The 22,481-nt window shown below is 65.8% G+C and carries 23 protein-coding genes and 1 pseudogene; 12 read left to right on the top strand and 12 right to left on the bottom strand.

Annotation, left to right across the window (positions count from 1 at the left end; translation table 11 throughout):
• The first annotated feature begins 1 nt into the window (after position 1).
• Positions 2 to 1,534, top strand: coding sequence for an amidophosphoribosyltransferase (gene purF, locus TX88_RS24430; protein ID WP_044520492.1), 1,533 nt, complete (start codon positions 2 to 4; stop codon positions 1,532 to 1,534).
• A gap of 84 nt (positions 1,535 to 1,618) precedes the next feature.
• Positions 1,619 to 2,710: a phosphoribosylformylglycinamidine cyclo-ligase gene (purM, locus tag TX88_RS24425; protein ID WP_044520491.1), complete on the top strand. Its 1,092-nt coding sequence runs from the start codon at positions 1,619 to 1,621 to the stop codon at positions 2,708 to 2,710.
• An 83-nt stretch (positions 2,711 to 2,793) separates the two neighbouring features.
• On the opposite strand, the gene TX88_RS33515 is transcribed toward purM, so the two are convergent.
• The gene (locus TX88_RS33515; RefSeq protein WP_082940115.1) at positions 2,794 to 2,967 is read right to left on the bottom strand and encodes a DUF3073 domain-containing protein; all 174 of its coding nucleotides are present in this window, start codon (positions 2,965 to 2,967) and stop codon (positions 2,794 to 2,796) included.
• Between the two features lie 264 nt (positions 2,968 to 3,231).
• A complete protein-coding gene (gene ygfZ, locus TX88_RS24420; RefSeq protein WP_044520487.1) occupies positions 3,232 to 4,326 on the bottom strand; it encodes a CAF17-like 4Fe-4S cluster assembly/insertion protein YgfZ in 1,095 nt (364 codons plus the stop codon).
• Positions 4,327 to 4,394: 68 nt separating this feature from the next.
• Between ygfZ and TX88_RS24415 the strand changes: the two genes are divergently transcribed.
• Complete coding sequence (locus TX88_RS24415; RefSeq protein ID WP_044520485.1) at positions 4,395 to 5,273, top strand: aminodeoxychorismate lyase; 879 nt, start codon at positions 4,395 to 4,397, stop codon at positions 5,271 to 5,273.
• A gap of 247 nt (positions 5,274 to 5,520) precedes the next feature.
• Here TX88_RS24415 and TX88_RS24410 read toward each other — a convergent pair whose 3' ends face one another.
• The 9 genes from TX88_RS24410 to lmeA all read right to left on the bottom strand — a co-directional run bounded on the left by TX88_RS24410 (position 5,521) and on the right by lmeA (position 10,502).
• On the bottom strand, positions 5,521 to 5,979 hold the full coding sequence (locus tag TX88_RS24410) for a hypothetical protein (RefSeq protein ID WP_044520483.1): 459 nt from the start codon (positions 5,977 to 5,979) through the stop codon (positions 5,521 to 5,523).
• A gap of 179 nt (positions 5,980 to 6,158) precedes the next feature.
• Complete coding sequence (locus TX88_RS24405; protein WP_044520481.1) at positions 6,159 to 6,410, bottom strand: hypothetical protein; 252 nt, start codon at positions 6,408 to 6,410, stop codon at positions 6,159 to 6,161.
• On the bottom strand, positions 6,410 to 7,093 hold the full coding sequence (locus TX88_RS24400) for a heme-binding beta-barrel domain-containing protein (RefSeq protein WP_044520480.1): 684 nt from the start codon (positions 7,091 to 7,093) through the stop codon (positions 6,410 to 6,412). Before TX88_RS24400 ends, TX88_RS24405 begins: the two co-directional genes overlap by 1 nt.
• Positions 7,094 to 7,387: 294 nt before the next feature.
• The gene (locus TX88_RS24390; RefSeq protein ID WP_044520476.1) at positions 7,388 to 7,690 is read right to left on the bottom strand and encodes a DUF1416 domain-containing protein; all 303 of its coding nucleotides are present in this window, start codon (positions 7,688 to 7,690) and stop codon (positions 7,388 to 7,390) included.
• Position 7,691: 1 nt separating this feature from the next.
• The gene (locus tag TX88_RS24385) at positions 7,692 to 8,528 is read right to left on the bottom strand and encodes a sulfurtransferase (RefSeq protein WP_044520474.1); all 837 of its coding nucleotides are present in this window, start codon (positions 8,526 to 8,528) and stop codon (positions 7,692 to 7,694) included.
• A gap of 47 nt (positions 8,529 to 8,575) precedes the next feature.
• Positions 8,576 to 9,058: a DUF4395 domain-containing protein gene (locus tag TX88_RS24380; RefSeq protein WP_044520473.1), complete on the bottom strand. Its 483-nt coding sequence runs from the start codon at positions 9,056 to 9,058 to the stop codon at positions 8,576 to 8,578.
• A gap of 90 nt (positions 9,059 to 9,148) precedes the next feature.
• Entirely contained in the window at positions 9,149 to 9,238 is a 90-nt protein-coding gene (locus TX88_RS35770; protein WP_350222965.1) for an Ms5788A family Cys-rich leader peptide, read from the bottom strand.
• Between the two features lie 29 nt (positions 9,239 to 9,267).
• Complete coding sequence (locus tag TX88_RS24375) at positions 9,268 to 9,690, bottom strand: thioredoxin family protein (RefSeq protein WP_044520471.1); 423 nt, start codon at positions 9,688 to 9,690, stop codon at positions 9,268 to 9,270.
• Positions 9,687 to 10,502 carry a mannan chain length control protein LmeA gene (gene lmeA / locus TX88_RS24370; protein ID WP_044521860.1) on the bottom strand — a complete coding sequence of 272 codons (816 nt, stop codon included), beginning with the start codon at positions 10,500 to 10,502 and terminating at the stop codon, positions 9,687 to 9,689. Before lmeA ends, TX88_RS24375 begins: the two co-directional genes overlap by 4 nt.
• Positions 10,503 to 10,665: 163 nt before the next feature.
• Between lmeA and TX88_RS24365 the strand changes: the two genes are divergently transcribed.
• From TX88_RS24365 to TX88_RS24325, 9 genes and pseudogenes are all read left to right on the top strand, one after another.
• A complete protein-coding gene (locus TX88_RS24365) occupies positions 10,666 to 11,460 on the top strand; it encodes a winged helix-turn-helix transcriptional regulator (protein ID WP_084622158.1) in 795 nt (264 codons plus the stop codon).
• Positions 11,457 to 12,335, top strand: coding sequence for a mycothiol synthase (gene mshD, locus TX88_RS24360; protein ID WP_044520468.1), 879 nt, complete (start codon positions 11,457 to 11,459; stop codon positions 12,333 to 12,335). Before TX88_RS24365 ends, mshD begins: the two co-directional genes overlap by 4 nt.
• A 121-nt stretch (positions 12,336 to 12,456) precedes the next feature.
• Positions 12,457 to 13,584: a phosphate ABC transporter substrate-binding protein PstS gene (gene pstS, locus TX88_RS24355; protein ID WP_044520467.1), complete on the top strand. Its 1,128-nt coding sequence runs from the start codon at positions 12,457 to 12,459 to the stop codon at positions 13,582 to 13,584.
• A gap of 55 nt (positions 13,585 to 13,639) precedes the next feature.
• Positions 13,640 to 14,695 carry a phosphate ABC transporter permease subunit PstC gene (gene pstC, locus TX88_RS24350; protein WP_044520466.1) on the top strand — a complete coding sequence of 352 codons (1,056 nt, stop codon included), beginning with the start codon at positions 13,640 to 13,642 and terminating at the stop codon, positions 14,693 to 14,695.
• Positions 14,692 to 15,315 (top strand): annotated as a pseudogene (pstA, locus tag TX88_RS24345) (phosphate ABC transporter permease PstA); the annotation flags it as partial. The gene pstC and the pseudogene pstA, both read left to right, overlap by 4 nt.
• A gap of 68 nt (positions 15,316 to 15,383) precedes the next feature.
• Positions 15,384 to 16,835: a site-specific integrase gene (locus TX88_RS24340; protein WP_227469652.1), complete on the top strand. Its 1,452-nt coding sequence runs from the start codon at positions 15,384 to 15,386 to the stop codon at positions 16,833 to 16,835.
• Between the two features lie 128 nt (positions 16,836 to 16,963).
• A complete protein-coding gene (locus tag TX88_RS24335; RefSeq protein WP_210742397.1) occupies positions 16,964 to 18,691 on the top strand; it encodes a hypothetical protein in 1,728 nt (575 codons plus the stop codon).
• 71 nt (positions 18,692 to 18,762) lie between these two features.
• On the top strand, positions 18,763 to 20,826 hold the full coding sequence (locus TX88_RS24330) for a hypothetical protein (protein ID WP_244438600.1): 2,064 nt from the start codon (positions 18,763 to 18,765) through the stop codon (positions 20,824 to 20,826).
• Positions 20,823 to 21,278 (top strand): hypothetical protein, encoded by a 456-nt coding sequence (locus tag TX88_RS24325; RefSeq protein WP_005086319.1) that lies wholly within the window; start codon positions 20,823 to 20,825, stop codon positions 21,276 to 21,278. The genes TX88_RS24330 and TX88_RS24325 overlap by 4 nt, the downstream gene beginning before the upstream one ends.
• A gap of 46 nt (positions 21,279 to 21,324) precedes the next feature.
• Here the strand turns inward: TX88_RS24325 and TX88_RS24320 are convergent, their stop codons facing one another.
• The gene (locus TX88_RS24320) at positions 21,325 to 22,479 is read right to left on the bottom strand and encodes a hypothetical protein (protein WP_005086318.1); all 1,155 of its coding nucleotides are present in this window, start codon (positions 22,477 to 22,479) and stop codon (positions 21,325 to 21,327) included.
• Between the last annotated feature and the right edge of the window lie 2 nt (positions 22,480 to 22,481).

Genomic DNA, 22,481 nt, shown 5'->3' with positions numbered 1-22,481 from the left:
CGTGACTGTGCAGCAACTCGAAGAGAACGAACCGCGCGAAGAGTGCGGCGTATTCGGGGTCTGGGCCCCGGGTGAAGACGTTGCCAAGCTCACCTACTACGGCCTGTACGCGCTGCAGCACCGTGGCCAGGAAGCAGCGGGCATCGCCGTTTCCGACGGCTCCCAGATCCTGGTCTTCAAAGACCTCGGGCTGGTCAGTCAGGTATTCGACGAGCAGACCCTGGCCGCCATGCCGGGCCACGTCGCCGTCGGACACTGTCGCTACTCCACCACCGGATCCACCACGTGGGAGAACGCCCAGCCGGTGTTCCGCAACACCGCCGCCGGGACCGGCGTCGCACTCGGACACAACGGCAACCTGGTCAACACCGCGGAGCTGGCGACCCGCGCCCGTGAAGCCGGACTGATCGACATGAAGGGCGCCCCGGCCGCCACCACCGATTCCGACATCCTCGGGGCGCTCCTGGCCCACGGCGCCGCCGACGCGACGCTGGAGCAGGCCGCCCTGGACCTGCTGCCCACCGTGCGCGGCGCGTTCTGCCTGACCTTCATGGACGAGAACACCCTCTATGCCGCCCGCGACCCGCACGGTGTGCGCCCGCTGGCGCTCGGCCGGCTCGACCGCGGCTGGGTGGTGGCCTCCGAAACCGCCGCGCTCGACATCGTCGGCGCTTCGTTCGTCCGCGACATCGAACCCGGTGAACTCCTTGCCATCGATGCCGACGGCGTCCGCTCCACCCGGTTCGCCAACCCCGAACCCAAGGGCTGCGTCTTCGAGTACGTCTACCTGGCCCGGCCCGACAGCACGCTGGTGGGCCGCTCGGTGCACGCCACGCGCGTCGACATCGGCCGGCGGCTGGCCCGCGAGCACCCGATCGACGCCGACCTGGTGATCGGCGTCCCGGAGTCGGGAACGCCGGCTGCCGTCGGCTACGCGCAGGAATCCGGGATCCCGTTCGGGCAGGGCCTGATGAAGAACGCCTACGTGGGCCGTACCTTCATCCAGCCCTCGCAGACCATCCGGCAGCTGGGTATCCGGCTCAAGCTCAACCCGCTGCGGGAGGTCATCCGCGGCAAGCGACTCATCGTCGTCGACGATTCGATCGTGCGCGGCAACACCCAGCGCGCCCTGGTCCGGATGTTGCGTGAGGCAGGGGCGCTGGAGGTCCACGTCCGGATCGCCTCGCCGCCCGTGAAATGGCCCTGCTTCTACGGCATCGACTTCGCCACCCCGGCCGAGCTCATCGCCAACGCGGCATCCGCCGAGCACCCGGGCGAGATGCTGGAGGCGGTGCGGCACGCCATCGGTGCCGACAGCCTGGGCTACATCTCCAAGCAGGGCATGATCGCGGCCACCGAGCAACCGCCCACCCGGCTGTGCTCGGCCTGTTTCGACGGGAACTACCCGATCGAGCTGCCCGGCGAGACCGCACTGGGCAAGAACGTCATCGAGCAGATGCTGGCCACCGCAGCCCGCACCGGCATTCCGCTGCAGCCCGACAACGACAACGCATCGGCGCTGCGCAGGCCCTGACGTCACGGTCGCGACGTCCTTGAGGTGTCCTTAACACCTCCTGCGCTGTACCCCCGTAACAGCGGGGCGGTAGCCTTGCTTGCGATGACTAAGGGCGCCGAACAGCACGGCATCGCCGAACACAACAGCATTTCGTACGCGTCGGCCGGAGTGGATATCGAAGCCGGTGACCGCGCTGTTGAACTCTTCAAACCCCTCGCCGCCAAGGCGACCCGACCTGAGGTCAGGGGCGGTCTAGGCGGGTTTGCCGGATTGTTCGCCTTACGGGGCGGATACCGCGAGCCGGTGCTGGCCGCCTCGACCGACGGTGTGGGCACCAAGCTCGCCGTCGCCCAGGCCATGGACAAGCACGACACCGTCGGGCTGGACCTGGTCGCCATGGTGGTCGACGACCTCGTGGTGTGCGGCGCCGAGCCGCTGTTCCTGCAGGACTACATCGCCGTCGGCCGTACCGTCCCCGAGCGGGTCAGTGCGATCGTGTCCGGCATCGCCGAAGGCTGTGTCCAGGCCGGCTGCGCGCTGCTGGGCGGCGAGACGGCCGAACATCCCGGGCTGATGGAACCCGACCACTACGACATCTCCGCGACCGGCGTCGGCATCGTCGAGGCCGACAACGTGCTCGGACCCGATCGCGTCCGCCCCGGCGACGTGATCATCGCCATGAAGTCCAGCGGGCTGCACTCCAACGGCTACTCGCTGGCCCGCAAGGTGCTGCTGGAGATCGACCGGATGAACCTGGCCGGCCACGTCGAAGAGTTCGGCCGCACCCTCGGCGAGGAGTTGCTGGAGCCGACCCGCATCTATGCCAAGGACTGCCTGGCGCTGGCCGCCGAGACGCAGGTGCGTACGTTCTGCCACGTCACCGGCGGTGGCCTGGCGGGCAACCTGGAGCGTGTGGTGCCCCATGGCCTGACCGCAGAGCTGGATCGCGGTACGTGGACGCCTGCGCCCGTGTTCCAGATGATCGCCCAGCGCGGACGCATCGAGCGTGCCGAGATGGAGAAGACGTTCAACATGGGCGTCGGGATGGTCGCCGTCGTCGCCCCGGAGGACACCGATCGCGCGCTGGCCATCCTGACCGCACGGCACCTGGACTGCTGGACGCTGGGAACCGTGAAGAAGGGCGGCAAGGACAGTGCGCGCGCCCAGCTGGTCGGACAGCATCCGCGGTTTTAGGCAGATAGACAGGTCGCGCTGGTAAGCGACGTGCGCGATCAGCGCGACCTGTATCTAAGTTCTACGAAAAGAATGCCGGCGGCTCAGCGCCGCCAGTCGTCCTCGCCCGACCAGTCTTCGGCATCGTCATTGACGTCGCCGGAATCGGGAGATCCCGACAGCTCACGTTGGAGCTGACTGAAGTCGGTATTCGGCGAGCTGTACTTAAGGTCACGTGCAACCTTGGTCTGCTTTGCCTTAGCCCGGCCGCGGCCCATGGGGGACCCCCTCGCGCAATAACGGAGCGGCCCAATAGCTAGGCGGCTCCGATCTGTGTGTCTTTATTTCCTGCCAACACTTTACCGTGCCCGTCCGAGAAGTGCTGTCAGGCCCTACCTCACATCGAGTGGCTGCGGGCCCGGCTACCGTGCGTCGTTGCACAGCGGCACGACCGTCACCAAGAACGCGAGGATCCGCGCAGAGACGGTCGTCACGTCGTCGGTGACCGAGTGAGTTTACGTGCTGATGACCTGTTCCACGGCTTAACGCCCCCGGAGTCGATCCACTGCCGCCCGCCCGGCGCCGGCGGTGGCATCCGCCTCCGGCAGGGAATCGGGGTCGATCACGGCGGGTGCCTGCGCCTCGGCGCCGGCGACCAGCTCGGTATCGGCCGGCAGTCCCCGTTTGACCAGGGCCAATGCGATCGGGCCGTCGTCGGCGTGCTCGACGACGGTGCCGATCCGGCCGACGTTGCGCCCGCCCGCGGTCACCGCGTCGCCCGTCACTGGCCGGTCAGAGGAGCCGTCGAGCTGCAGGATCACCAGCATCCGGGGTGGTTTGCCCAGGTTGTGCACCCGTGCAACGGTCTCCTGACCGCGGTAGCAACCCTTGTCCAGGTGGACCGCTCCGACGCCGGGGCCGCCGATCCAGCCGACCTCGTGCGGGATGGTGCGCTCGTCGGTGTCGACCCCCAACCTCGGGCGCCCGGAGGCCACGCGGTGGGCCTCGTAGGTCCAGATCCCGGCCGGCCGCACGCCGGCCTCGGTCAGCCGCCGGGTGTACTCGGCGACTGCCTCTCGTGGCACCACCAGGTCCAGTTCGATTCCCGGGGCGGGCAGCCGGCGCAGGAACCCGCCGCCGGGCAGTGCGACCGCCGTCGCCTCCTCTGGCAGCTCCGCGCAGCCCAGGGCCTTGATGACCTGGTCATCGGCAAGCCCGGGCCCGAGCAGAGACAGCACCGCCAGATCCGCGGGCTCGACCTGCACGTCGGACCAGAACACCATCTTGCGCAGGTAGGCCAGCAGCGGTTCGCCCCGCCACGGTTCGGTGTCCAGGTACGTGGTGCCGCCGAGGTCGGTCTGAATCCAGTGATCTTCGACACGGCCCTGCATATCCAGGCTCAGGTTCTCGGTGACCATGCCGTCCGGCAATGCGCTGACGTGCTGGCTGGAGATGCTGTGCAGCCACGTCTGACGGTCCTTGCCGGTCAGGGTCAGGACTGCGCGGTGCGACCGGTCGACCAGAACGGCGGCACCCGCAGCGGCCTGCTGTTCGCCGAGCGGATCGCCGTAATGCCACACGGCCCCGGCGTCGGGGCTGCCTTCGGGCGTGGGCACTGCTGGCGGTGGGGCAGTCATAGCGCCAACTCTACGTTTGTCGCTTCCCGCGCCGGCGGCTCGTGGGCGCGCGGCTACGCTTTGGCCCCATGGCGAGCCAACCAGCCGTGCTGGTCACCCTTGACGGCCAGATCCACGATCCCAACGCTCCGCTGCTGCACGCCGACGATCTGGCCGCGGTGCGCGGCGACGGGGTTTTCGAGACGCTGCTGGTGCGCGATGGCAGACCCTGCCTGCTGGAGGCGCACCTGGGGCGGCTGACCCAATCCGCCAAGATGCTGGATCTGCCCGAGCCGGATCTGGACGCCTGGCGAGCGGCGGTCGCGACGGGGGCCGCACGTTGGACCGCCGACAACGACGGCGACGGCGTGCTGCGCCTGGTCTACAGCCGCGGGCGGGAGAGCGGGGGACCGGCGACGGCGTTCGCCACGATCGGCGCGCTGGCCGACCGGGTGGCCGGGGTGCGGCGTGACGGGCTGGCGGCGATCACCCTCGACCGCGGGCTGCCCCTGAATGCCAGCGACATGCCGTGGCTGGTCGCCGGCGCCAAGACCCTGTCCTACGCGGTCAACATGGCCGCGCTGCGGCACGCCGAGCGCCAGGGTGCCGGTGACGTGATCTTCGTCAGCTCCGACGGCTACCTGCTGGAGGGGCCGCGTTCCACCGTGGTAATCGCGGCCGAAGGTGACGACGGCCGGCCGCTTCTGCTCACCCCGCCGCCCTGGTACCCGATCCTGCGCGGCACCACCCAACAGGCACTGTTCGAGGTGGCCCGCAACAAGGGCTATGACTGCGACTTCCGGGCCCTCAAGCCGGCGGATCTGCTTACGGCGCAGGGGGTTTGGCTGGTCTCCAGCATCACCCTCGCGGCCCGGGTGCACACCCTGGACGGGCGGCCGCTGCCCTATGCACCGCTGGCAGCCGATATCTCCGGCCTGGTCGACGCGGCGATCGTCAGCGATCGCTGAGCTGCGGATAAATCGCTTGTCGGGGTGCGCGGACGGGGGTAGCTTCGTGTGCACACAGGGAAGGAGGTGGTCCGTCAAATTGAGTGACTTATGGACATGTGAGGTGGCTGCCCGCTAGCAGCGCCGGGGTATTGCCTGCGCGCGCTGGCGAATTCCCCGCAGCCACCCGGCCCCCGAGCCCCTCGGTCTGTCTAACCAAGAACCACGGCTCGGGGGCCGCCCCATGTCTGGGGTAGGCCGAACCCTGTTACTGCGGCGGCGGCTGTGGCGCCAGTGACTGGCAGGCCTGCATCGCGTCGTCCCACTGAGCCTGATCGACACCGGGCGGAGGCAATGGCTTGCCGTCCTCGCCCATCGGCGGCGGCGGTGGCAGTGGCTCGCCATTCGCATCGGTCGGGGGTGGCAGAGGCTTCCCGTCCGGACCCAGCGGCGGCGTCGGGGCGCCTGGAGGCGGGGTCGCGCCCGCCGGTGGCGGACCTGGTGGCGCACCCTCCGGTGGCGCCGGGATGCCGTGCTCGGTCAGGCAATCGGTGAACGCGCCGTGGGGCGCGGCTGCCGGAGCGGCCGACGTCGACTCCGAAGCCGACGTGGCCCCCGAGGTATCGGGCGACTCTGTGCTCGAACCGGACGAACACGCCACCATGCCGGTGACGAGTGCTGCACCGGTGACGCCGAAAACGGCGGCGCGCAGCGATGACAAGGACACATTTACCTCCTCGATGGTTGGTGCGCGACCGAGGCTATTTCGGCTGAATGGGCTTGGGTTATCAGCACCCTTGGAGCCGGCTGTGTGATTGGTTGCGAAACGGTGTCAGGCAATACCGCTGAGATCGGTTGCGGCGATCCATGATTGGGCCGCGGCAAGGCAGGGCGCGGAGGCGAGCCCTAGCTGCTCGGGCCCGGCGCCAGCGTCGAGCACGCCTTGGTGGCCTGCTGCCAGGTCTGATCGTCGACCCCGGACGGCGGACCGGCGACCGGGCCGGGCGCAGACGGGATGCCGTGCTGGGACAGGCAGTGCGCATAGGTCCCGTGCTCGGGCGGCGGTGAGGTCGGAGCAGGTTGTGGGCCCTCCGACGAACATGCGCCGAGGAACGCTGCTGCGGCAAGCAGTCCTGCCGCGATGATCGGCCGGCGCATCAGCCGACAAACCGTGACAGCCGGGCCGACAGATGCGGTACCAGACCGCCGTCAGCGTCCACACGTTCCTCGACGTAGCCCAGGTCGCCGCCGTCGACGATGCCGTAGAGGCGCTTGGCGCCCCCGACCAGCAACCCGGACTTGCTGCGGGCCAGCGCATCGGTCACCAGCTCCCAGGACGCCTGGGTGAGGGGCTTGCCGTAGAAAAGTTCGACATAGCCGGCCGAATGGGCCAGCAGCAGTTCGATGGCCTGCGACTCGTCACGGCCGGTCGGATCATCGGGATCGGTCACGAATCGCCAGAATCCGGTTTCGCGCAGGCCGGGGGATTCGTATTCACCCGATTCGTTCAGCCGCCAGGACCGCGAGTCCCAGTTCAGGTAGTCACCGCCGTCATGGGAGACCACGATCTGCTGACCGAACCGGTAGTCGCCATGGGTGTCGCGGCCTTCGCCCTCACCGCGCCAGACGCCGACCAACGGCAACAGTGCCAGCAGTGCGTCGTTGAGTTCGACGCCGTCGCGCAGATTGGCGGTGTCGGCAGGCACCGGGAGGTCGTCGAAGACCGGAATGTTGCGGGCGGCCGTTGCCTTGGCCCGCTCGGCGGCTGCCGCTACGGCTCGGTCACCGGAGCCCGGCTCCGGAACGGAGGCCTCGGCTGGAATGTCCCGGTCGGAGGTCACGACTCGTCGGTGACGAGGCGGTACAGCGCGTACAACGCGAACCACGTGATGACCACGACGGCCGCGACGAGCATTATCTCGAAGAAGAGCACCACGGGAGTGAGTCTAGTTCCTAGTCGAGGGTGTCGGCGCCCCGGGTCGGGGCGCCCTATACACGCCGAACGTGGGCCTGTGTGCGAGATACGTGCGAATCCTCGTACACAAGCCCACGTTCGAGCGGGATCAAGCGATCAAGCGATCAGGCGGTGCCGATGGCCTAGCTCCTCATCGGCTCGTACCTCGCCTTGATCGTCGCTAGGCGACCTTGACGTCGACCTCGTGGATGCCCGCACCGGCCGGGGCCACGCTGGCGTCGCCGTTGCCCGCGGGGGACAGGGCGCGCAGCGTCCAGGTGCCCGGGGCGGCGAAGAACCGGAAATCGCCGGTCGCCGAGGCCACGACCTCAGCCGTGAACTCGTCGCTGGAGTCCAGCAGGCGCACGAAGGCACCGCCGACAGCCTGGCCGGAGCCGTCCACCACGCGACCGGTGATGACGGTTTCCTTCTCCAGGTCGACGCCGGCCGGCAACGTCAGTCCTTGCTTGGGTGCAGAGCACATATCAACTTCCCAACTCGATCGGGGCGCCCACCAGGGAGCCGTATTCCGTCCAACTACCGTCGTAGTTCTTGACGTTCTCGTGTCCCAGCAGCTCCTGCAGCACGAACCAGGTGTGCGAGGAACGCTCACCGATCCGGCAGTAGGCGATGGTCTCCTTCTCGCCGTCGAGGCCGGCCGCGGCGTACAGCTTGGCCAGATCCTCGTCGGACTTGAAGGTGCCGTCCTCGTTGGCTGCCTTGCTCCACGGAACGTTGATGGCGCCGGGGATATGCCCGGGCCGCTGGCTCTGCTCCTGCGGCAGGTGCGCCGGTGCCAGGATCTTGCCGGAGAACTCGTCAGGCGACCGCACGTCGACCAGGTTCTTCGCACCGATCGCGGAGATGACCTCGTCGCGGTACGCCCGGATGCTGTTGTCGAGCGGCTGGGCCGTGTACGACGTGGCGGGGCGGCTGACGGCGTCCTTGACCAGCGGGCGTGCGTCGAGCTCCCAGCGCTTACGGCCGCCGTCGAGCAGCTTCACGTCGGCGTGGCCGTACAGCTTGAAGTACCAGTAGGCGTAGGCCGCGAACCAGTTGTTGTTGCCGCCGTACAGGATCACCGTGTCGTCGTTGCTGATGCCCTTGTCGGACAACAGCTTCGAGAACTGCTGCTGGTCGACGAAGTCACGCTTGACGGCGTCCTGCAGATCGTCTTTCCAGTCCAGTTTGACGGCGCCGGGGATGTGCCCCTCGTCGTCGTAGGCGCTGGTGTTCTCGTCGACCTCGACGAACACCACGCCGGGGGTGTCGAGGTTGTTCCCGGCCCATTCGGTCGAGACCAGGACGTCGGAACGTGCCATGTACGAATTCCTTTCGGTTGCTTCAGATTTGGTTTGTCAGGCGGGTGTCATGCGGGACTGGGGACGCGACGTAGCCGCGCCACCAGCGGGTAGATCTGGCAACCCAGGCAGATGCCGAAGGCGGCGTTGAGGAAGGCCGCCACCAACGCGAAGGCGGTGGCGGTCAGGCCGAGCGCGGTGATGCCGAAGGCGAACCCTGCGGTACCCGCGATCGCGAACACGAAGCCGACCAGCTGGGCGAACTTCAGTGGTGGCACCGGCTCGCGCTCGGTGACCGGTGCCAGGCGCGGTGCGACGAAAGTGGCGAACAGCCGGCCATACGGATGCTTGCGTGGACCGCCGACCGCACCGATGGCGAACACCACGGCCTGGGCGCCGAGCAGCACCGCGGCCGCGAGCTCACTCACCCCGGCGACCAGCAGCGTGGCGATCAGTACCGCGGTGGTGACCCAGGCCGCGAACCGAGGGCCCCGCACGTCGACCTGCGCGGGCCGACCATCAGCGACGGGCTGGGTTGATGTCGATGACATGAGAACGAACTCCTGTTGTTGTAGAAGGTCTGATGGTGTGCAGGCTCAGGCGCGAGGCCTGAGCGGGCGCGCAAAAGCGCGCGGCTGCCCTCAACAGCAACAACAACAGCAGCAACCCGCGACGCGGCACAGATCGACTGCGCGGCGCTTGGTGAGCACAAGCTCAAGGCGGGCTGACACGAGCCACAGCTTACCCAATAACCGCCGGGTCAGGCCAACAGTGGTTCCAGAGCCGAGCGCAGGTCAGCGGCCTTCGGCACCCCGCTGGTGCGGTATCGGGGCCGCCCGTCCCGGTCGAAGATAATGGTGGTGGGCAGCGACAGGACCGAAAGCCGCCTGGCGGCTTCGGGATTGGCGTCCATGTCGATCTCGACGTGGGCAACCTCGGGTAGCTCCGCGCACACCTGGTCGACGACTCGTCGCACTCCCGCGCAGGGCCCGCACCATTCGGCCGAGAAATGAAGGACGGTCGGGCCGGTGTGGGACAACCCCAGATCGCTGGTGTCGACGTTGGCGGCCTCCTCACCTGCCCTGATCATGCCGGCGCGCAGCGTGATCAGGCGACCGATCACGTAGGCGACCCCGAGCGCGGCGATCAGCACCACGATCACCAGCACCATCGAAGAGCTCATGACTGTCTGAACCCCGCCAGGTCGATGGTTACTCCCGAGGCGATCCCCTCGATGATCACGTCGGAGCCACGGGCGCCCGCGGTGGTGGGGGCGATGCCGAACGGAAGCTTCTGGCCGGTGATCGTGTGGCTGAACTCCGACAGCACCGCCGCGACCTTGTCGTCGGGCACGGCCTCGTCGGCGGTTCCTGGGCCGGTCAGGATCCCGGTCGCGGTCAGCACCAGGGTGGTTTCGTTGCCGTCGGCGAAGGACAGGTCGACCGCGACGCTCACCCGCTTGTCGAGTCCGGATTGCTTGGGGGTTCCGGTGAACACCAAGCCCTGGCTGCTGGAGATGCCGGATTCGGTGGTGCCCCCGGTGGCGTCGTTGGTTTCCCGCGAGGGAGCCTCCACCAACAGGTCATCGATGCCCATGAACCTGCCGATATGGGTGGAGTCGATGATGATGCGACTCTCGGCCTTCCTGACCGGCAGCTTCGCGTCGGGCCGGATCAGCCACGACGAGTCGGTGAGGTCGATTCCGTGCAGCGTGGCCTCCAACGAGGCTTTGCCGACCACCGGGTGGTCGACGCCGGCGGCGCGGATCTCGATCTCCTTGTAGCGGTGGTTGCGGACCTGGGTGAGGAAGGGAAAGCCCAGGATGGCCACCCACGGGTCCCAGTTGAGCCCGGCCGCGGTGCGTACGTTGCGGGCAAGCCGGTATTCGGCGTAGATCGCCGAGCCGAAATCGGTGCCGACAACCCCGACGACGAGCGCGGTGACGGTTGCGGTGAGCCCGATCAGCAGTTTGCGCACCGCCACATTGTCGCCCACGGCCGACGGATCCAAGCGCTCGGCGCGGCTAATCAGCAGGTGAGGCGTTATCGTTAGATCACTAAAGGCCGGTAACGGCTACATGTCAGTCATGAATCCGACTGCGTGGACATCGGGGTCCGGGCGGTCGCGGGAAGTGATTGCCGGCGCGCCGGAGGACCTGTTGGATCTGCTGCTACTGACCGTCGACCCGCACCCCGAGTCGGTCCTGCCCTCGCTGACGCTGCTGGCCCACACCGTGCGCACGGCACCGACAGAGGTGTCCTCGCTGCTGGAAGCGGGTAGTGCCGATGTGGCGATCGTGGACGCGCGTACCGATCTCGCGGCCGCTCGCGGCCTGTGCCGACTACTGGGAACGACGGGTACATCCGTCCCGGTCGTCGCGGTGATCAACGAGGGCGGATTGGTGGCGGTCAACCACGAGTGGGGTCTGGACGAGATCCTGCTGCCCAGCACCGGCCCCGCCGAGATCGACGCCCGGCTGCGGCTGCTGGTCGGCCGGCGCGGAGGCGGCGCCAACCAGGAGAACGTCGGCAAGATCACCCTCGGTGAGCTCGCGATCGACGAAGGTACCTACACCGCGCGCCTGCGCGGGCGCCCCCTCGATCTCACCTACAAGGAATTCGAGCTGCTCAAGTACCTCGCACAGCACGCCGGACGGGTCTTCACCCGGGCGCAGCTGCTGCAGGAGGTGTGGGGCTACGACTTCTTCGGCGGAACCCGGACGGTCGACGTCCATGTCCGTCGTCTGCGCGCCAAGCTCGGCCCCGAGTACGAATCGCTGATCGGCACCGTCCGCAACGTCGGATACAAGGCGGTACGCCCGTCACGCGGCCGCACCCCCGCCCCCGAGGCGAGCGGCGCCGCCGAGGCCACGCAGGACGACGTCGACGACGACTTCGACCCGGTGAACGACGACGTGGACGAGTCGCTGGCCGGGCGGTTGCCCAGCCAGTGACCGACCTCGACTGGCGGACCGGACTCTCAGAAGCCGAGCAGACCGGGATCCGGGCACTCATTGCCGCGGCGACCGCGGTCGACGGCGTCGCCCCGGTCGGCGATCAGGTGCTGCGTGAGCTCGGCCATGACCGCACCCGCCACCTTTTGGCGACCGACGGCGCAGACCTCGTCGGATACCTGAACCTGGCCCCGGCCGGCGACGAAGACCCGGCGATGGCCGAACTGGTGGTTCATCCGCAGGCCCGACGGCGCGGCATCGGGGCGGCGCTGGCTCGCGCCGGGCTCGCCGAGGGGACCGCGGGCACGCGGATCTGGGCGCACGGCAATCTCGAGGCGGCCCGGGCGCTGGCGGCCTCGCTGGACCTCAAAACCGTCCGCGAACTGCTGCAGATGCGCCGCCCGCTGACCGATCTGCCGCCGCTGCGCACCGCCGACGGGGTACGGATCAGCACCTACGCCGGTCCCGGTGACGATGCCGAGATCCTGCGGGTCAACAACGCCGCGTTCTCCTGGCATCCGGAACAGGGCGGTTGGACCGAACAGGACATCGAAGAGCGGCGCAGCGAGCCGTGGTTCGACCCCGAAGGGCTTTTCGAGGCGTTCGACGAGCGCACCGGGGCGCTGCTGGGCTTCCACTGGACGAAGGTCCACGATGGCGATCTCGGCGAGGTCTACATCGTCGGAGTCGACCCCGCCGCACAGGGGCGAGGCCTGGGTTCGGTGCTCACGCTGATCGGTCTGCACCACCTCGCGGAGCGGTCCCTGGCGACGGTGCTACTTTACGTCGAGGCAGATAACTCGGCGGCCGTGGCGACCTACCGAAACTTGGGTTTCGAGGTATTCGGCGTCGACGTGGCGTACGCCGCCGGTTAACCCGTTTAGCTGTGAACACGCTGAACCTATTCACTGCTGATTCACCTGCTGTCCGCGAGCCGTCCACTGGGGCCTAATACGTTGCCGGAGAGTTCGAAGCCGTCAACTGAAAGTGGGACAAGTGAAGCTCATCAGCATTGGCAAGCCGTTCGGTGTCGCGCTCTCCGCGACGGCGATCGCGGCCCTCACGCTGACCGCCTGTGGTAGCGACAACAACGCCGCCAGCACCGGCTCGTCGGCCGCGGGCACCAACTCGGCCGCGTCCGCTGAGTGCAGCGGCAAGAGCGCTGTGACGGCCGAGGGCTCGACCGCGCAGCAGAATGCCATTGCCGAGTTCAACAAGACATGGGGCCAGGTCTGCTCCGGCAAGAACCTGTCCTACAACCCGACCGGTTCGGGCGCGGGCGTGGACCAGTTCATCGCCAAGCAGGTCGACTTCGCCGGCTCCGACTCGCCGCTCAAGGACGACCAGGTCGCCAAGGCCGCCGCGCGTTGCGGCGGCAACGAGGCCTGGAACCTGCCGCTGGTGTTCGGCCCCGTCGCGCTGGCCTACAACGTCGAGGGCGTCGACAAGCTCGTGGTGAGCCCGGACGTGCTGGCCAAGATCTTCCAGGGCCAGATCACCAAGTGGAACGATCCGGCCATCGCCGCACTCAACGCCGGCGCCACCCTGCCGGACGTGGACATCAAGCCGATCTACCGGTCGGATTCCTCGGGCACCACCGACAACTTCCAGAAGTACCTGGCCGCGGCCGCGCCGCAGACCTGGACCAAGGGTGCGGGCAAGGAGTTCCAGGGCGGCGCCGGTGAGGGCGCGCAGAAGTCCTCCGGTGTCGTGCAGGCCGTCCAGGCCACCCCCGGCTCGATCGGCTACGTCGAGAAGAGCCCGGCTGCCGCAGCCGGCCTGCCCTACGCCCAGATCGACAGCGGCGCCGGTGCGGTCGCGCTGGACGACCAGTCGACCACCAAGGCCGTCGGCGCCGCCAAGGTCAAGGGTGACGGCAAGGACCTCGTGCTCGACCTGAACGCGCTGTACGCCTCGAAGGAAGCCGGTGTCTACCCGCTGGTGCTGGCCACCTACGAGATTGTTTGCTCCAAGGGCTACGACGCCGACACCGCTGCGGCCGTCAAGTCCTTCCTGACGGTGGCCGCCAACGAGGGCCAGGCCAGCCTGTCGCAGGCCGGATACATCGCGCTCCCCGACGAGTTCAAGCAGCGCCTGCTGACCTCGGTCGAGGCCATCGCTTAGTAGCCCGGCTGGCATTTGAGGACGGATTTGGGCGAGGATGGATTTAACCGACCATATGACGACCAGGGGCCCCGACGGGACGACAGTGACAACGCCGAATCCAGCTGATTCGGGGTCGGGGGAGACGCTCGCCTCCCCCCATCCCGAACCGGTACCCATCTCGACCGATCCGTCCAAGGGAGCCAAGGTTCGCCTGGGCGACCGAATTTTCCGTGGGCTTGCCGAGGGCTCGGGCATCCTGATCGTCGCGCTCATCGCGGCGATCGGGGTGTTCCTGCTCTGGCGCGCGGTTCCGGCGCTGACCCGGAACGAGGAGAACTTCTTCCTCTACGGCGGCAACTGGATCACCACCGACACCTCGGCGATGCACTTCGGCATCTTCGAGCTGCTGCAGGTGACCGTGTTCGTCTCGGTCTTCGCGCTCGTCTTGGCGATGCCGGTGGCCCTGGGCATCGCGATCTATCTCACCCAGTACTCATCGCGGCGATTGGCCGGCCCGCTGGCCTATCTGGTGGACCTGCTGGCCGCCGTGCCGTCGATCGTCTACGGCGTGTGGGGCCTGTACGTGCTGGCGCCCGCGATCAAACCCTTTGCGGTGTGGCTCAATACGAACTTGGACTGGTTGTTCCTGTTCAAGACCGGCAACGCGTCGGTGGCCGGCGGCGGCACCATCTTCACCGCAGGCATCGTGTTGGCGGTGATGATCCTGCCGATCATCACCGCGGTGACCCGCGAGGTGTTCACCCAGACCCCGCGCGGCCAGATCGAGGCCGCGCTGGCGCTGGGTGCCACCCGCTGGGAAGTGGTGCGCACGACGGTGCTGCCCTTCGGGCTGTCCGGGTACATCAGCGGCGCGATGCTCGGTCTGGGCCGCGCGCTCGGTGAGACCATCGCATTGCTGATCATCCTGCGCGGCACCCAGACCGCGTTCAGTTGGACGCTGTTCGACGGCGGCTACACCTTCGCCAGCAAGATCGCCGCCACCGCAAGCGAATTCAACGACCAGTACAAGGCGGGCGCCTACATCGCCGCCGGCCTGGTGCTGTTCATCCTCACCTTCGTGGTGAACTCGCTGGCCCGTGCCGCGGTCGCCGGAAAGGGACGCTCATGACCTCCACGCTCGAGCGGCCGGTCAAGGCGCCCGCGTTCCAGGGCGTGAGCCTGCGCCGCAAGCTGACCAACCACCTCGCCACGGTGTTGGTGACCTCGTCGTTGCTGGTCGCCCTGGTACCTCTGGTGTGGGTGCTGTACTCGGTGATCGTCCGGGGTTGGGCCGCATTGAGCTCACCCACGTGGTTCACCAATTCCCAGGCCGGGATGACGACGTTCAGCGCGGGTGGCGGTGCCTACCACGCGATCGTCGGCACCCTGCTGCAAGGCCTCGTGTGCTCGCTGATCTCCATTCCGATCGGGGTGATGGTGGGCGTGTACCTGGTCGAGTACGGCGGTGGTACGCGGCTGGGCAAGGTCACCACGTTCATGGTGGACATCCTCACCGGCGTGCCCTCGATCGTCGCCGCGCTGTTCATCTACGCATTGTGGGTGGCCACGCTCGGGTTCGGCCGGTCCGGGTTCGCAGTGTCACTGGCGTTGGTGCTGTTGATGATTCCGGTGATCGTGCGGGCCACCGAGGAGATGCTGCGCATCGTGCCGATGGACCTTCGCGAAGCGAGTTACGCGCTGGGCGTGCCCAAGTGGAAGACCATCGTCCGAATCGTGATCCCGACGGCGCCTGGCGTTCTATAGCCGACTGAACTGTTGTGATTGACTGATCGGGTCCATTGAGAATGGAGCCGATCATGAGTGATGCGCGATGGCAGGTTCATCGATACAGATTTGATCTGCCAGTCGGTGACTTGTCGTTGGTGCTGGCGGATAGATCAGAGTCGCTGTCGGAGTTGATCAAAGCCCTCGGGGGTCGTGATGGACAACGGTTCTTGTTGGGTCCGAATGGATTTCCAGATACTCGGGTGAACGACTTCCTCGGTTCAGCTCGGATGCGGAATCTGGCGGAAACAAGCAACCGCGACTATGCCGGCTGTTTGGCATTGTGGCTGAACTTCCTGGAAACCCGCGGGCAGGAGTGGTTTACAGCCTCTGTCGACGATGTCGAGGAGTTTCAGTTCTGGCGTCTGACAGACCCGACCAATCCGGAAAGAGTTGGTACGTCGACTTTTTCCAAGGACATCGCCGCCTGTAAGAAGTTCTATCGATGGGCCTCGTCCCGCTACCCGGAGGTGGCCGATATTTTCGCCGAAGTGGGTTCACCCCGGGCGAAGCGCACAGCGGGCGTCAAGTGGCTAGATCCCGCCGCGATCGCGAGGTGGCGCGACGTGGGCCTGCGTGGTCGAACCCTGGACGGCGGACCAGACAAATCGTGGCGAGGACGAAATGAACAGCGAGACAGCGCGTTTGTGGATGGTCTGTATGGGACAGGACTGCGGCTGACCGAGTGGGGCTCGGTGGTGTTGCCGGAGTTGCCGACGCTGGAGCTGGGAAGGTCGTTCTATACGTGCCGGTTGGCCGACAAATGCGCCAAGGGTGGGTACGGACATCCCTATTGGATGCCCGTTGATGTGTTGCGCGCGGTCCGTGCCTACATAGAAGGCCCTCGTGCGCGTGCTGTTCGTGACGCGCAGGCCGAGCATCGGTATGACGCCGTCGCAGCGCGCCAGATCGCACAACCGGCTAAACGTGGGGGCCACGTGATCCTCATTGCGGACGACGGCCAGGAGGTTCAGCGACCATGGAACCTCATTGATCCAGAACAGCGGCGAAGACTGTTCATGCGCACCGGTAGCGATCTGGAACCCTTGGCCCTGTGGCTAAATGAGGATGGGCTGCCCCGAGATCCCCATGGATGGCACCACACGTTTGATAACGCCAATCGGCGGATCGCCGCGCTTGGGTTGCCCAACTTCAGGTGCACACCGCATATGCACCGGCACTCATTTGCTCTGAAATGGTTCTCGATCGGCAAGCTGGTGTACGCAGCCCGGCTGAGCTCCCTCGAGGAGGACGGCACAAACGACTTCCGTACCCAATTCGGAGACACCTGGCATTTCGTTCAAACCATGCTCGGCCACGCCCGCGTCGAGACGACGAAAAACGTCTACTTGGAACCTTTCCGGAATCTTGACGTCGAGATTCTGCTGGCCCACGCCGACGGCTTTCCGGTGAAGGAGTTCCTCAGCCAGGCATTCCGCCTGCACCCCAATGTCGCCAGCGACCCGGTTGGAACCAGCTGGTGAGCCGCCGCGGTCGACGCGCAGCGCTACCCACCCAAGGACTGACATCCCATGGACTGCAGCCAGACCGACTGACGGTGAGGTGCTTTGACCATGATGGTGCCACCGTTCAGGATTTCGATTTCTCCCGGATGCCTGTGGCCCTCGATCTGCAAAAGGGATTGGCGATGACGTTTGCGAAACGGACAGCTCCTGGTGGCGCGGTGACCAGGATGGAAGGTTTCAGGTACTCTTTCCGCGCCGTTCGACTCTTCGCTGATTACCTCAGCGGACTGGCGGCCCCGCCCACAACGATGGCAGAGCTCGTCGATGACCACATTGACGGTTTCCGCGATCATCGCCGCGCCACAACAACGTCGGCACATCGCGAAGTGTCTGAGCTAAAAGTAGTGCTCCGCAATAGCAATGAACTAACTGCCATGATGGTGGCCAAAGTTTGCCAAATCACTCTGAGAAAATCGAACGCGAGTAAGAAGGCAAGTTACAGTCGCGACGAGTTCACTCAGATCGCTCGCGTTGCGCGATCAGATCTGCGCGCCGCGGCGACCAGAATCCGCAAGAACCGCGAGCTGTTGCGGCAGTACCGCGCAGGAAAGATGGCTGGCCGTGACCGGCGTTTGGAACTGCTGGAGTTCGTCGAAGAGCACACCGACGTACCCCGCTATACGCGCCCAGCTCACAAAGGGACGTACGCACCCAAGACTTGGGTACGGGACTCGGGGTTCGGCTCGGTCGCCGAGGTAGTGGGTTGGCTGCATCTGACGTGTACCGAACTCGCTGCTGCGGCAATTCTTATGGGGATCATGACCGGTCAGAATCGCAGTGTCATCCTCAACCTCACAACAGCGCATCACCGAACCGACGGACACGTCGATGGGCGGAAGTCCATCGCGATCCTCGATACTTACAAGCCCCGGCGAGGAGCCCGGGCCTACATGAATCTGGCCTTGGCCGAGATCCCGGACTGGATCACGCTTCCCTCGACGTCGTCATCTCCGACAGCCCGCGACGAATTGCACACACCGTTCGGTCTATATGCGCTGTTGCTTGACTTGACGTCTCACTCGCGTCAAATAACTGATACGGACCGCCTTCTGGTTGGCTACCACGCAAATGGGACTACCCGCGGCATTCGGGCGCTTGCCAGCAACGAGCCCTTCCGTATGTGGTCGGCGCGTCACAAGATCCAGCCTGATGCCTCGGCGGCCAACGCCCGCGGATACCTGTCGGTGACGTTGGACCTGATACGGCTCACTTATGTCTCATTGCACCAGAAACCCGTTGCTCACACCGAAACCACCCTGGTCAAGGACTATCTCAGCAGGGACCGCGGCAACCTCGGCCAGTATCGACAAGTCGTCGCGGCCGCACTGGCTGAAGAAGTCGACAAAGCGCGCAGTCGCAGCGTCATGGAGACCCTCAGTCGCGACGAGATCGCTCAATCCGACGCTTGCGCGCTCGCCGCAAAGCACGGTATTGAGCCGACCGTCGTCAAGCGCATGCTTGCGGGTGAACTGGACACAGTGATGAACTCCTGTATCGACAATGACAACAGCCCATTTGGGGCTCCGGGGCAACCATGCCGCGCGTCGTTCATGAAATGCCTGGAATGCCCGTGCGCGAGAGCGTTGCCCCACCATCTACCCGTGCAAGCTCTCGTCTTTGAGCGCCTTCAAGCCCGCAAGGCAGACATGACTCCACTGGCTTGGGCGCAACGATTCGCACGTGCTCACACCCAACTCGCCGACCTGCTCAGCCGGCATGACGCCGCTGCTGTCGCGCAGGCGCGCGCGGACGCGACTCCGCAGCAACACGCGATGGTGGACCGATTCATCAATCGGGAAATGGACATTCGGTGACCGCGCCCTGGCGTTCGGTCGAATGGGCAAGCCCGATTCCCGACGACGTCCAGTGGCCCGACGATCAAACGTTGGTCCTGACCAACCGCGAACTCGTCCCTGGGACGGACGTCGCTGCGCTGAGTCGCTTCGGTGACGACCACTGGAGCTTGACCGCTGCAGTCTTCGAAGAGCACGTTTACACGCTCACACTGAACTTCAGCTCAATACCTGAGCGGCTACGCCTCGCCTCCAAACACTATTTCTGGCAGTTGATCAACCACTCCACGCCCACCCCGTTTCACGAGAAGGCGGCGAGCAAGGCAGCGATCGCTACCGTGGTCAGTGCCTGGGCCAGCTTCAAGGCCTTCATGACGTGGTTGAACCAGCAACACATCTGGGCTTTCGGTGAGGTTGATGACAACGTCCTCGACCGCTACCTGGCATACCTCGTGGACGTGGAAGCCACACTCGACACCAAGCATCGGCGGGCCCTTGAGATACGGCGGCTATGGAGTTACCGATTGATCCTGCCCGAATCAATGAGGCTTCCCCTCGCGCCGCCGTGGAACGGCGATCCACTGCACGAAATCTTGGGAAAGTCGCAGTCGCGCAGGGAAAACCGGACACCGCGCATCGCAGAAGTCACCATGCAGCCGCTGCTGCACTGGGCACTGCGATTCGTCGAGGATTTCTCCGTCGACATCATCGCAGCGCATGACGAACACCTGCGTCTCAAAAGACTCTCCCCACAAGCGCGCCGCGCCGACAACGGCGGCCGCCTCGGGCGCACCCCGAGCCATGACCTGGAAGACAAGGTGCAGGCCTATGTGGCACGACTGCATGAAACCGGCGGGGCCCTACCCGGCAAGGTCGACGCCACGGGCAGGGTGCAGCTCGACATGCAGCATCTCGAGAGGCAGCTGGAGATGGTGTTCAACCAGAAAACACTGCGCTACCCCGCGGGCCAGTTGATTGCGCGATCAGGCCTACCGATTGCTGACGCACCCTATCTGGACACCCCGATCACCGCCCGCCTCGACGGACGTCCTTGGCGGCACCGTCCCATCGCCTACGAGGAGGCGCGGACATTGGCCAACCATCTCAGCGCTGCCGCGATGATCGTCATCGCTTACCTCTCAGGTGCGCGAGCCGGCGAAGTCCTCAATCTGCGGCGGGGATGCATCGAACGCGACGAAGCAGCCGACATGTGGCTGATGTCGGGACTGGTGTTCAAGAACGTCGTCGACGACGACGGAAACAAACTCCCCGAGGGACAACAACGCCGCGATCCGTGGGTGGTGGTCAAGCCGGTCGCCGACGCGGTCGCTGTTATGGAGCGCCTCCACGCCCACCCCCTGCTGTTCCCGTCCAGAATCCAGCCCTACAAGGAAGCAACAAACTTCGCCCGCATCGGTCAGGCTCGGACCAGCACGCGAGCCGTCGGCACCATTTCCGACTTCATCGACTGGGTCAACGACTACTGCACGCAGAACGACCGCCCGGGCATCCCTCTTGACCCTCAGCAGATCACGCTCTCACGGTTTCGGCGAACACTGGCCTGGTTCATTCGGCGTCGGCCCCGCGGCCTGGTCGCCGGAGCAATGCAGTACGGGCACGTGCACACACGACTGATCCAGGGATACGCCGGTGACTACAGCTCGGGCTTTCCCGACGAGTACGCCTACGAAGACTTCCTCGCGCGTCTGGAAGAGATGGCCATCGACCAACAAGCACTCGAAGACGGCGAACGCGTCTCTGGGCCCGCTGCAGACGAATACCGCCAGCGAGTCCGTGCCGCCGAACGCACCTTCGCCGGTCATGTACTCACCAGCCCCCGACAAGCGCGCGATCTGCTCGGCAACACGCTGCTGCAGATCTATCACGGCGACGGAATGACGTGCGTGTTCAAGGCGCAGGAGGCTGCGTGTCAGCTGCGCGGGAGCATGGACGATCCGATGCTCACCCCCGACATCGACGACTGCCGTCCCACATGCCGTTGCATCGCACACACCGACCGTGACATCGAAGCCATCCAACAACACCGCAACCAGCTCCACGAGATCGTCAGCGATCCGCTGGCCCCTCCGATAAGACACCAACGAGAGCAACGCGAACTGCAACGTCTCGACAAAATCCTGGAGCGACACCAATGACAACCGATGCCGCCCACAACGACCCTATCCGCGACCAGATCCTCGCCGCGATGGACCGGCTGCTCGCCGGTCAGCCGCTACGGTCCACCGGCCGACTGTCGGTGTCACAGCTCGCCGTGGAAGCCGACCTCCCGCGCTGGCATCTCACCCACCAACATGTCGACCTCAAAGAGCTCTTCCAGGCCAAGGTGCGCAACGCCGACGGTGCCCCGGCCGCATTCGCGCGCCGCCTCAGCGAGTATCAAAAGCTCAAGGAAGACCACGCCAAACTCCTCGCACACTGTGCAGAGCTAGAGCAGAGACTGCAGCTGTACGCCACAGTGATCAATGTTCTGACGCTCGAACGAGAAAGTGCTCAAAGCCAAAAGCCCGTCACCAACATCTCGACGCGCAGGCGACCCCGCTCGCAAGCTACATCCCGCCACCGCGGAAACGATGACGGCACCAGATAACCGCCGTGCTGGGCGCAGTCGGATGTGTCTGCGCCAGGATCGTGCCCTAGGCGTGAGGCCACCCTGCCGACAATCCGAAAACTGTTGATGCCGGGATAGTCTCGTGCGCGGTCACGACCACTTCACCGGTGTCGGGGTCAGCAGCGTGCGCCTCGAACGGGAGATCATCTTGTAGGGGGCGCTGTGCCCATGGGTTGCGCCACAGCCTCGGCAGCCCAGCCGCAACGCGTGAATGACTGACGCTTTCACCGAACAACACGGCCGAGACGACACTTCCGCGCGGCGGCGGCCCGGGGTGCCAATAGCCGTCTGTACCTTGAACCAGCTGGGTGGTGTCCCTGCCCGATTGCACGACGGCGGACCCAAACAGGGCACGGTTGACTTCGTTGAGCCGGGCGAACATCGACCAGTTGAGAATCGCGACGATCAGCGGCGCATCGACCGCCCGGCACTGTTTAGCCTTGCCCTTCAAGATGTCTCGAATCTCGCCAACGCTTTGCACCGCAAAGGCGCCATTCGCCGGGCCGAAGCCGATGCGGCCAACGTCATTGCCCCGCCTGTCGGGGTGCACGGGTATAGCAGTGAGCCTTACCCGCGAATCAGCGAAGTCGAAGTTCTTTGATGGGTAGTGTGATTCGCCTGCCCGGCTGGCCGCCGACACGGAGTCATAGTCCAGCGTTGCCAGCCAACCCTCGATGTGGCGTGTGACCTGGCTCTGTTTCGGCCGCAGTTTCCCGAAGTGCTCGAACCGAACCCCGACGACGAAGTCAGGGTTCTTGGCGGCGTCGATGCAGTCCTTGACCCAGGATTCGCTGTCTGTTGACTGCCGGCTCCCGTCCTCAAACAGCACCACACATTCGATGTACACCCGGGAACCGTCCTTGGTGAGCAGCAGGTCGGGGTGGCGGGTGGTGCCGGGAATCTCGGGGTGAACCGTCGGCGCATATCCGAGCCGGCGAAACAACGTGTAGATGTACAGCTCCCACCAGGCCGGAGCGTGCTGCCGGATGCTGACATCACGAAATCTGGCGCGCAGATCTCCGTCGGGGTCGGGGTAGTCGGCATACCACTGTTCGATCACGTCACGTACCTGCGCCCACATCGGGTCACTGGCCCGGTTCAGGAACGCGAAATGAGGTTCGGTGTAGAGCGCGGGACCGTCGTGATGCGGACCGTCATCAAAAAGGGGCTCGGGAGCCATCG

It is taken from the genome of Mycolicibacterium septicum DSM 44393 (assembly GCF_000455325.1).
GTDB classification, from domain to species: domain Bacteria; phylum Actinomycetota; class Actinomycetes; order Mycobacteriales; family Mycobacteriaceae; genus Mycobacterium; species Mycobacterium septicum.
This window is presented reverse-complemented; position numbering and strand designations above follow the sequence as displayed.

Excerpts from the sequence above, each read along its gene's own strand:
- TX88_RS24325 (WP_005086319.1), top strand. The coding sequence starts at position 20,823 with ATGACAACCGATGCCGCCCACAACGACCCTATCCGCGACCAGATCCTC.
- TX88_RS24375 (WP_044520471.1), bottom strand. The coding sequence starts at position 9,690 with ATGAGCTCTTCGATGGTGCTGGTGATCGTGGTGCTGATCGCCGCGCTC.
- TX88_RS24340 (WP_227469652.1), top strand. The coding sequence starts at position 15,384 with ATGAGTGATGCGCGATGGCAGGTTCATCGATACAGATTTGATCTGCCA.
- TX88_RS24320 (WP_005086318.1), bottom strand. The coding sequence starts at position 22,479 with ATGGCTCCCGAGCCCCTTTTTGATGACGGTCCGCATCACGACGGTCCC.
- TX88_RS24390 (WP_044520476.1), bottom strand. The coding sequence starts at position 7,690 with ATGTGCTCTGCACCCAAGCAAGGACTGACGTTGCCGGCCGGCGTCGAC.
- TX88_RS24380 (WP_044520473.1), bottom strand. The coding sequence starts at position 9,058 with ATGTCATCGACATCAACCCAGCCCGTCGCTGATGGTCGGCCCGCGCAG.
- TX88_RS24405 (WP_044520481.1), bottom strand. The coding sequence starts at position 6,410 with ATGCGCCGGCCGATCATCGCGGCAGGACTGCTTGCCGCAGCAGCGTTC.
- pstC (WP_044520466.1), top strand. The coding sequence starts at position 13,640 with ATGACGACCAGGGGCCCCGACGGGACGACAGTGACAACGCCGAATCCA.
- TX88_RS24385 (WP_044520474.1), bottom strand. The coding sequence starts at position 8,528 with ATGGCACGTTCCGACGTCCTGGTCTCGACCGAATGGGCCGGGAACAAC.
- TX88_RS24415 (WP_044520485.1), top strand. The coding sequence starts at position 4,395 with ATGGCGAGCCAACCAGCCGTGCTGGTCACCCTTGACGGCCAGATCCAC.
- TX88_RS33515 (WP_082940115.1), bottom strand. The coding sequence starts at position 2,967 with ATGGGCCGCGGCCGGGCTAAGGCAAAGCAGACCAAGGTTGCACGTGAC.
- purM (WP_044520491.1), top strand. The coding sequence starts at position 1,619 with ATGACTAAGGGCGCCGAACAGCACGGCATCGCCGAACACAACAGCATT.
- TX88_RS24335 (WP_210742397.1), top strand. The coding sequence starts at position 16,964 with ATGCCTGTGGCCCTCGATCTGCAAAAGGGATTGGCGATGACGTTTGCG.
- ygfZ (WP_044520487.1), bottom strand. The coding sequence starts at position 4,326 with ATGACTGCCCCACCGCCAGCAGTGCCCACGCCCGAAGGCAGCCCCGAC.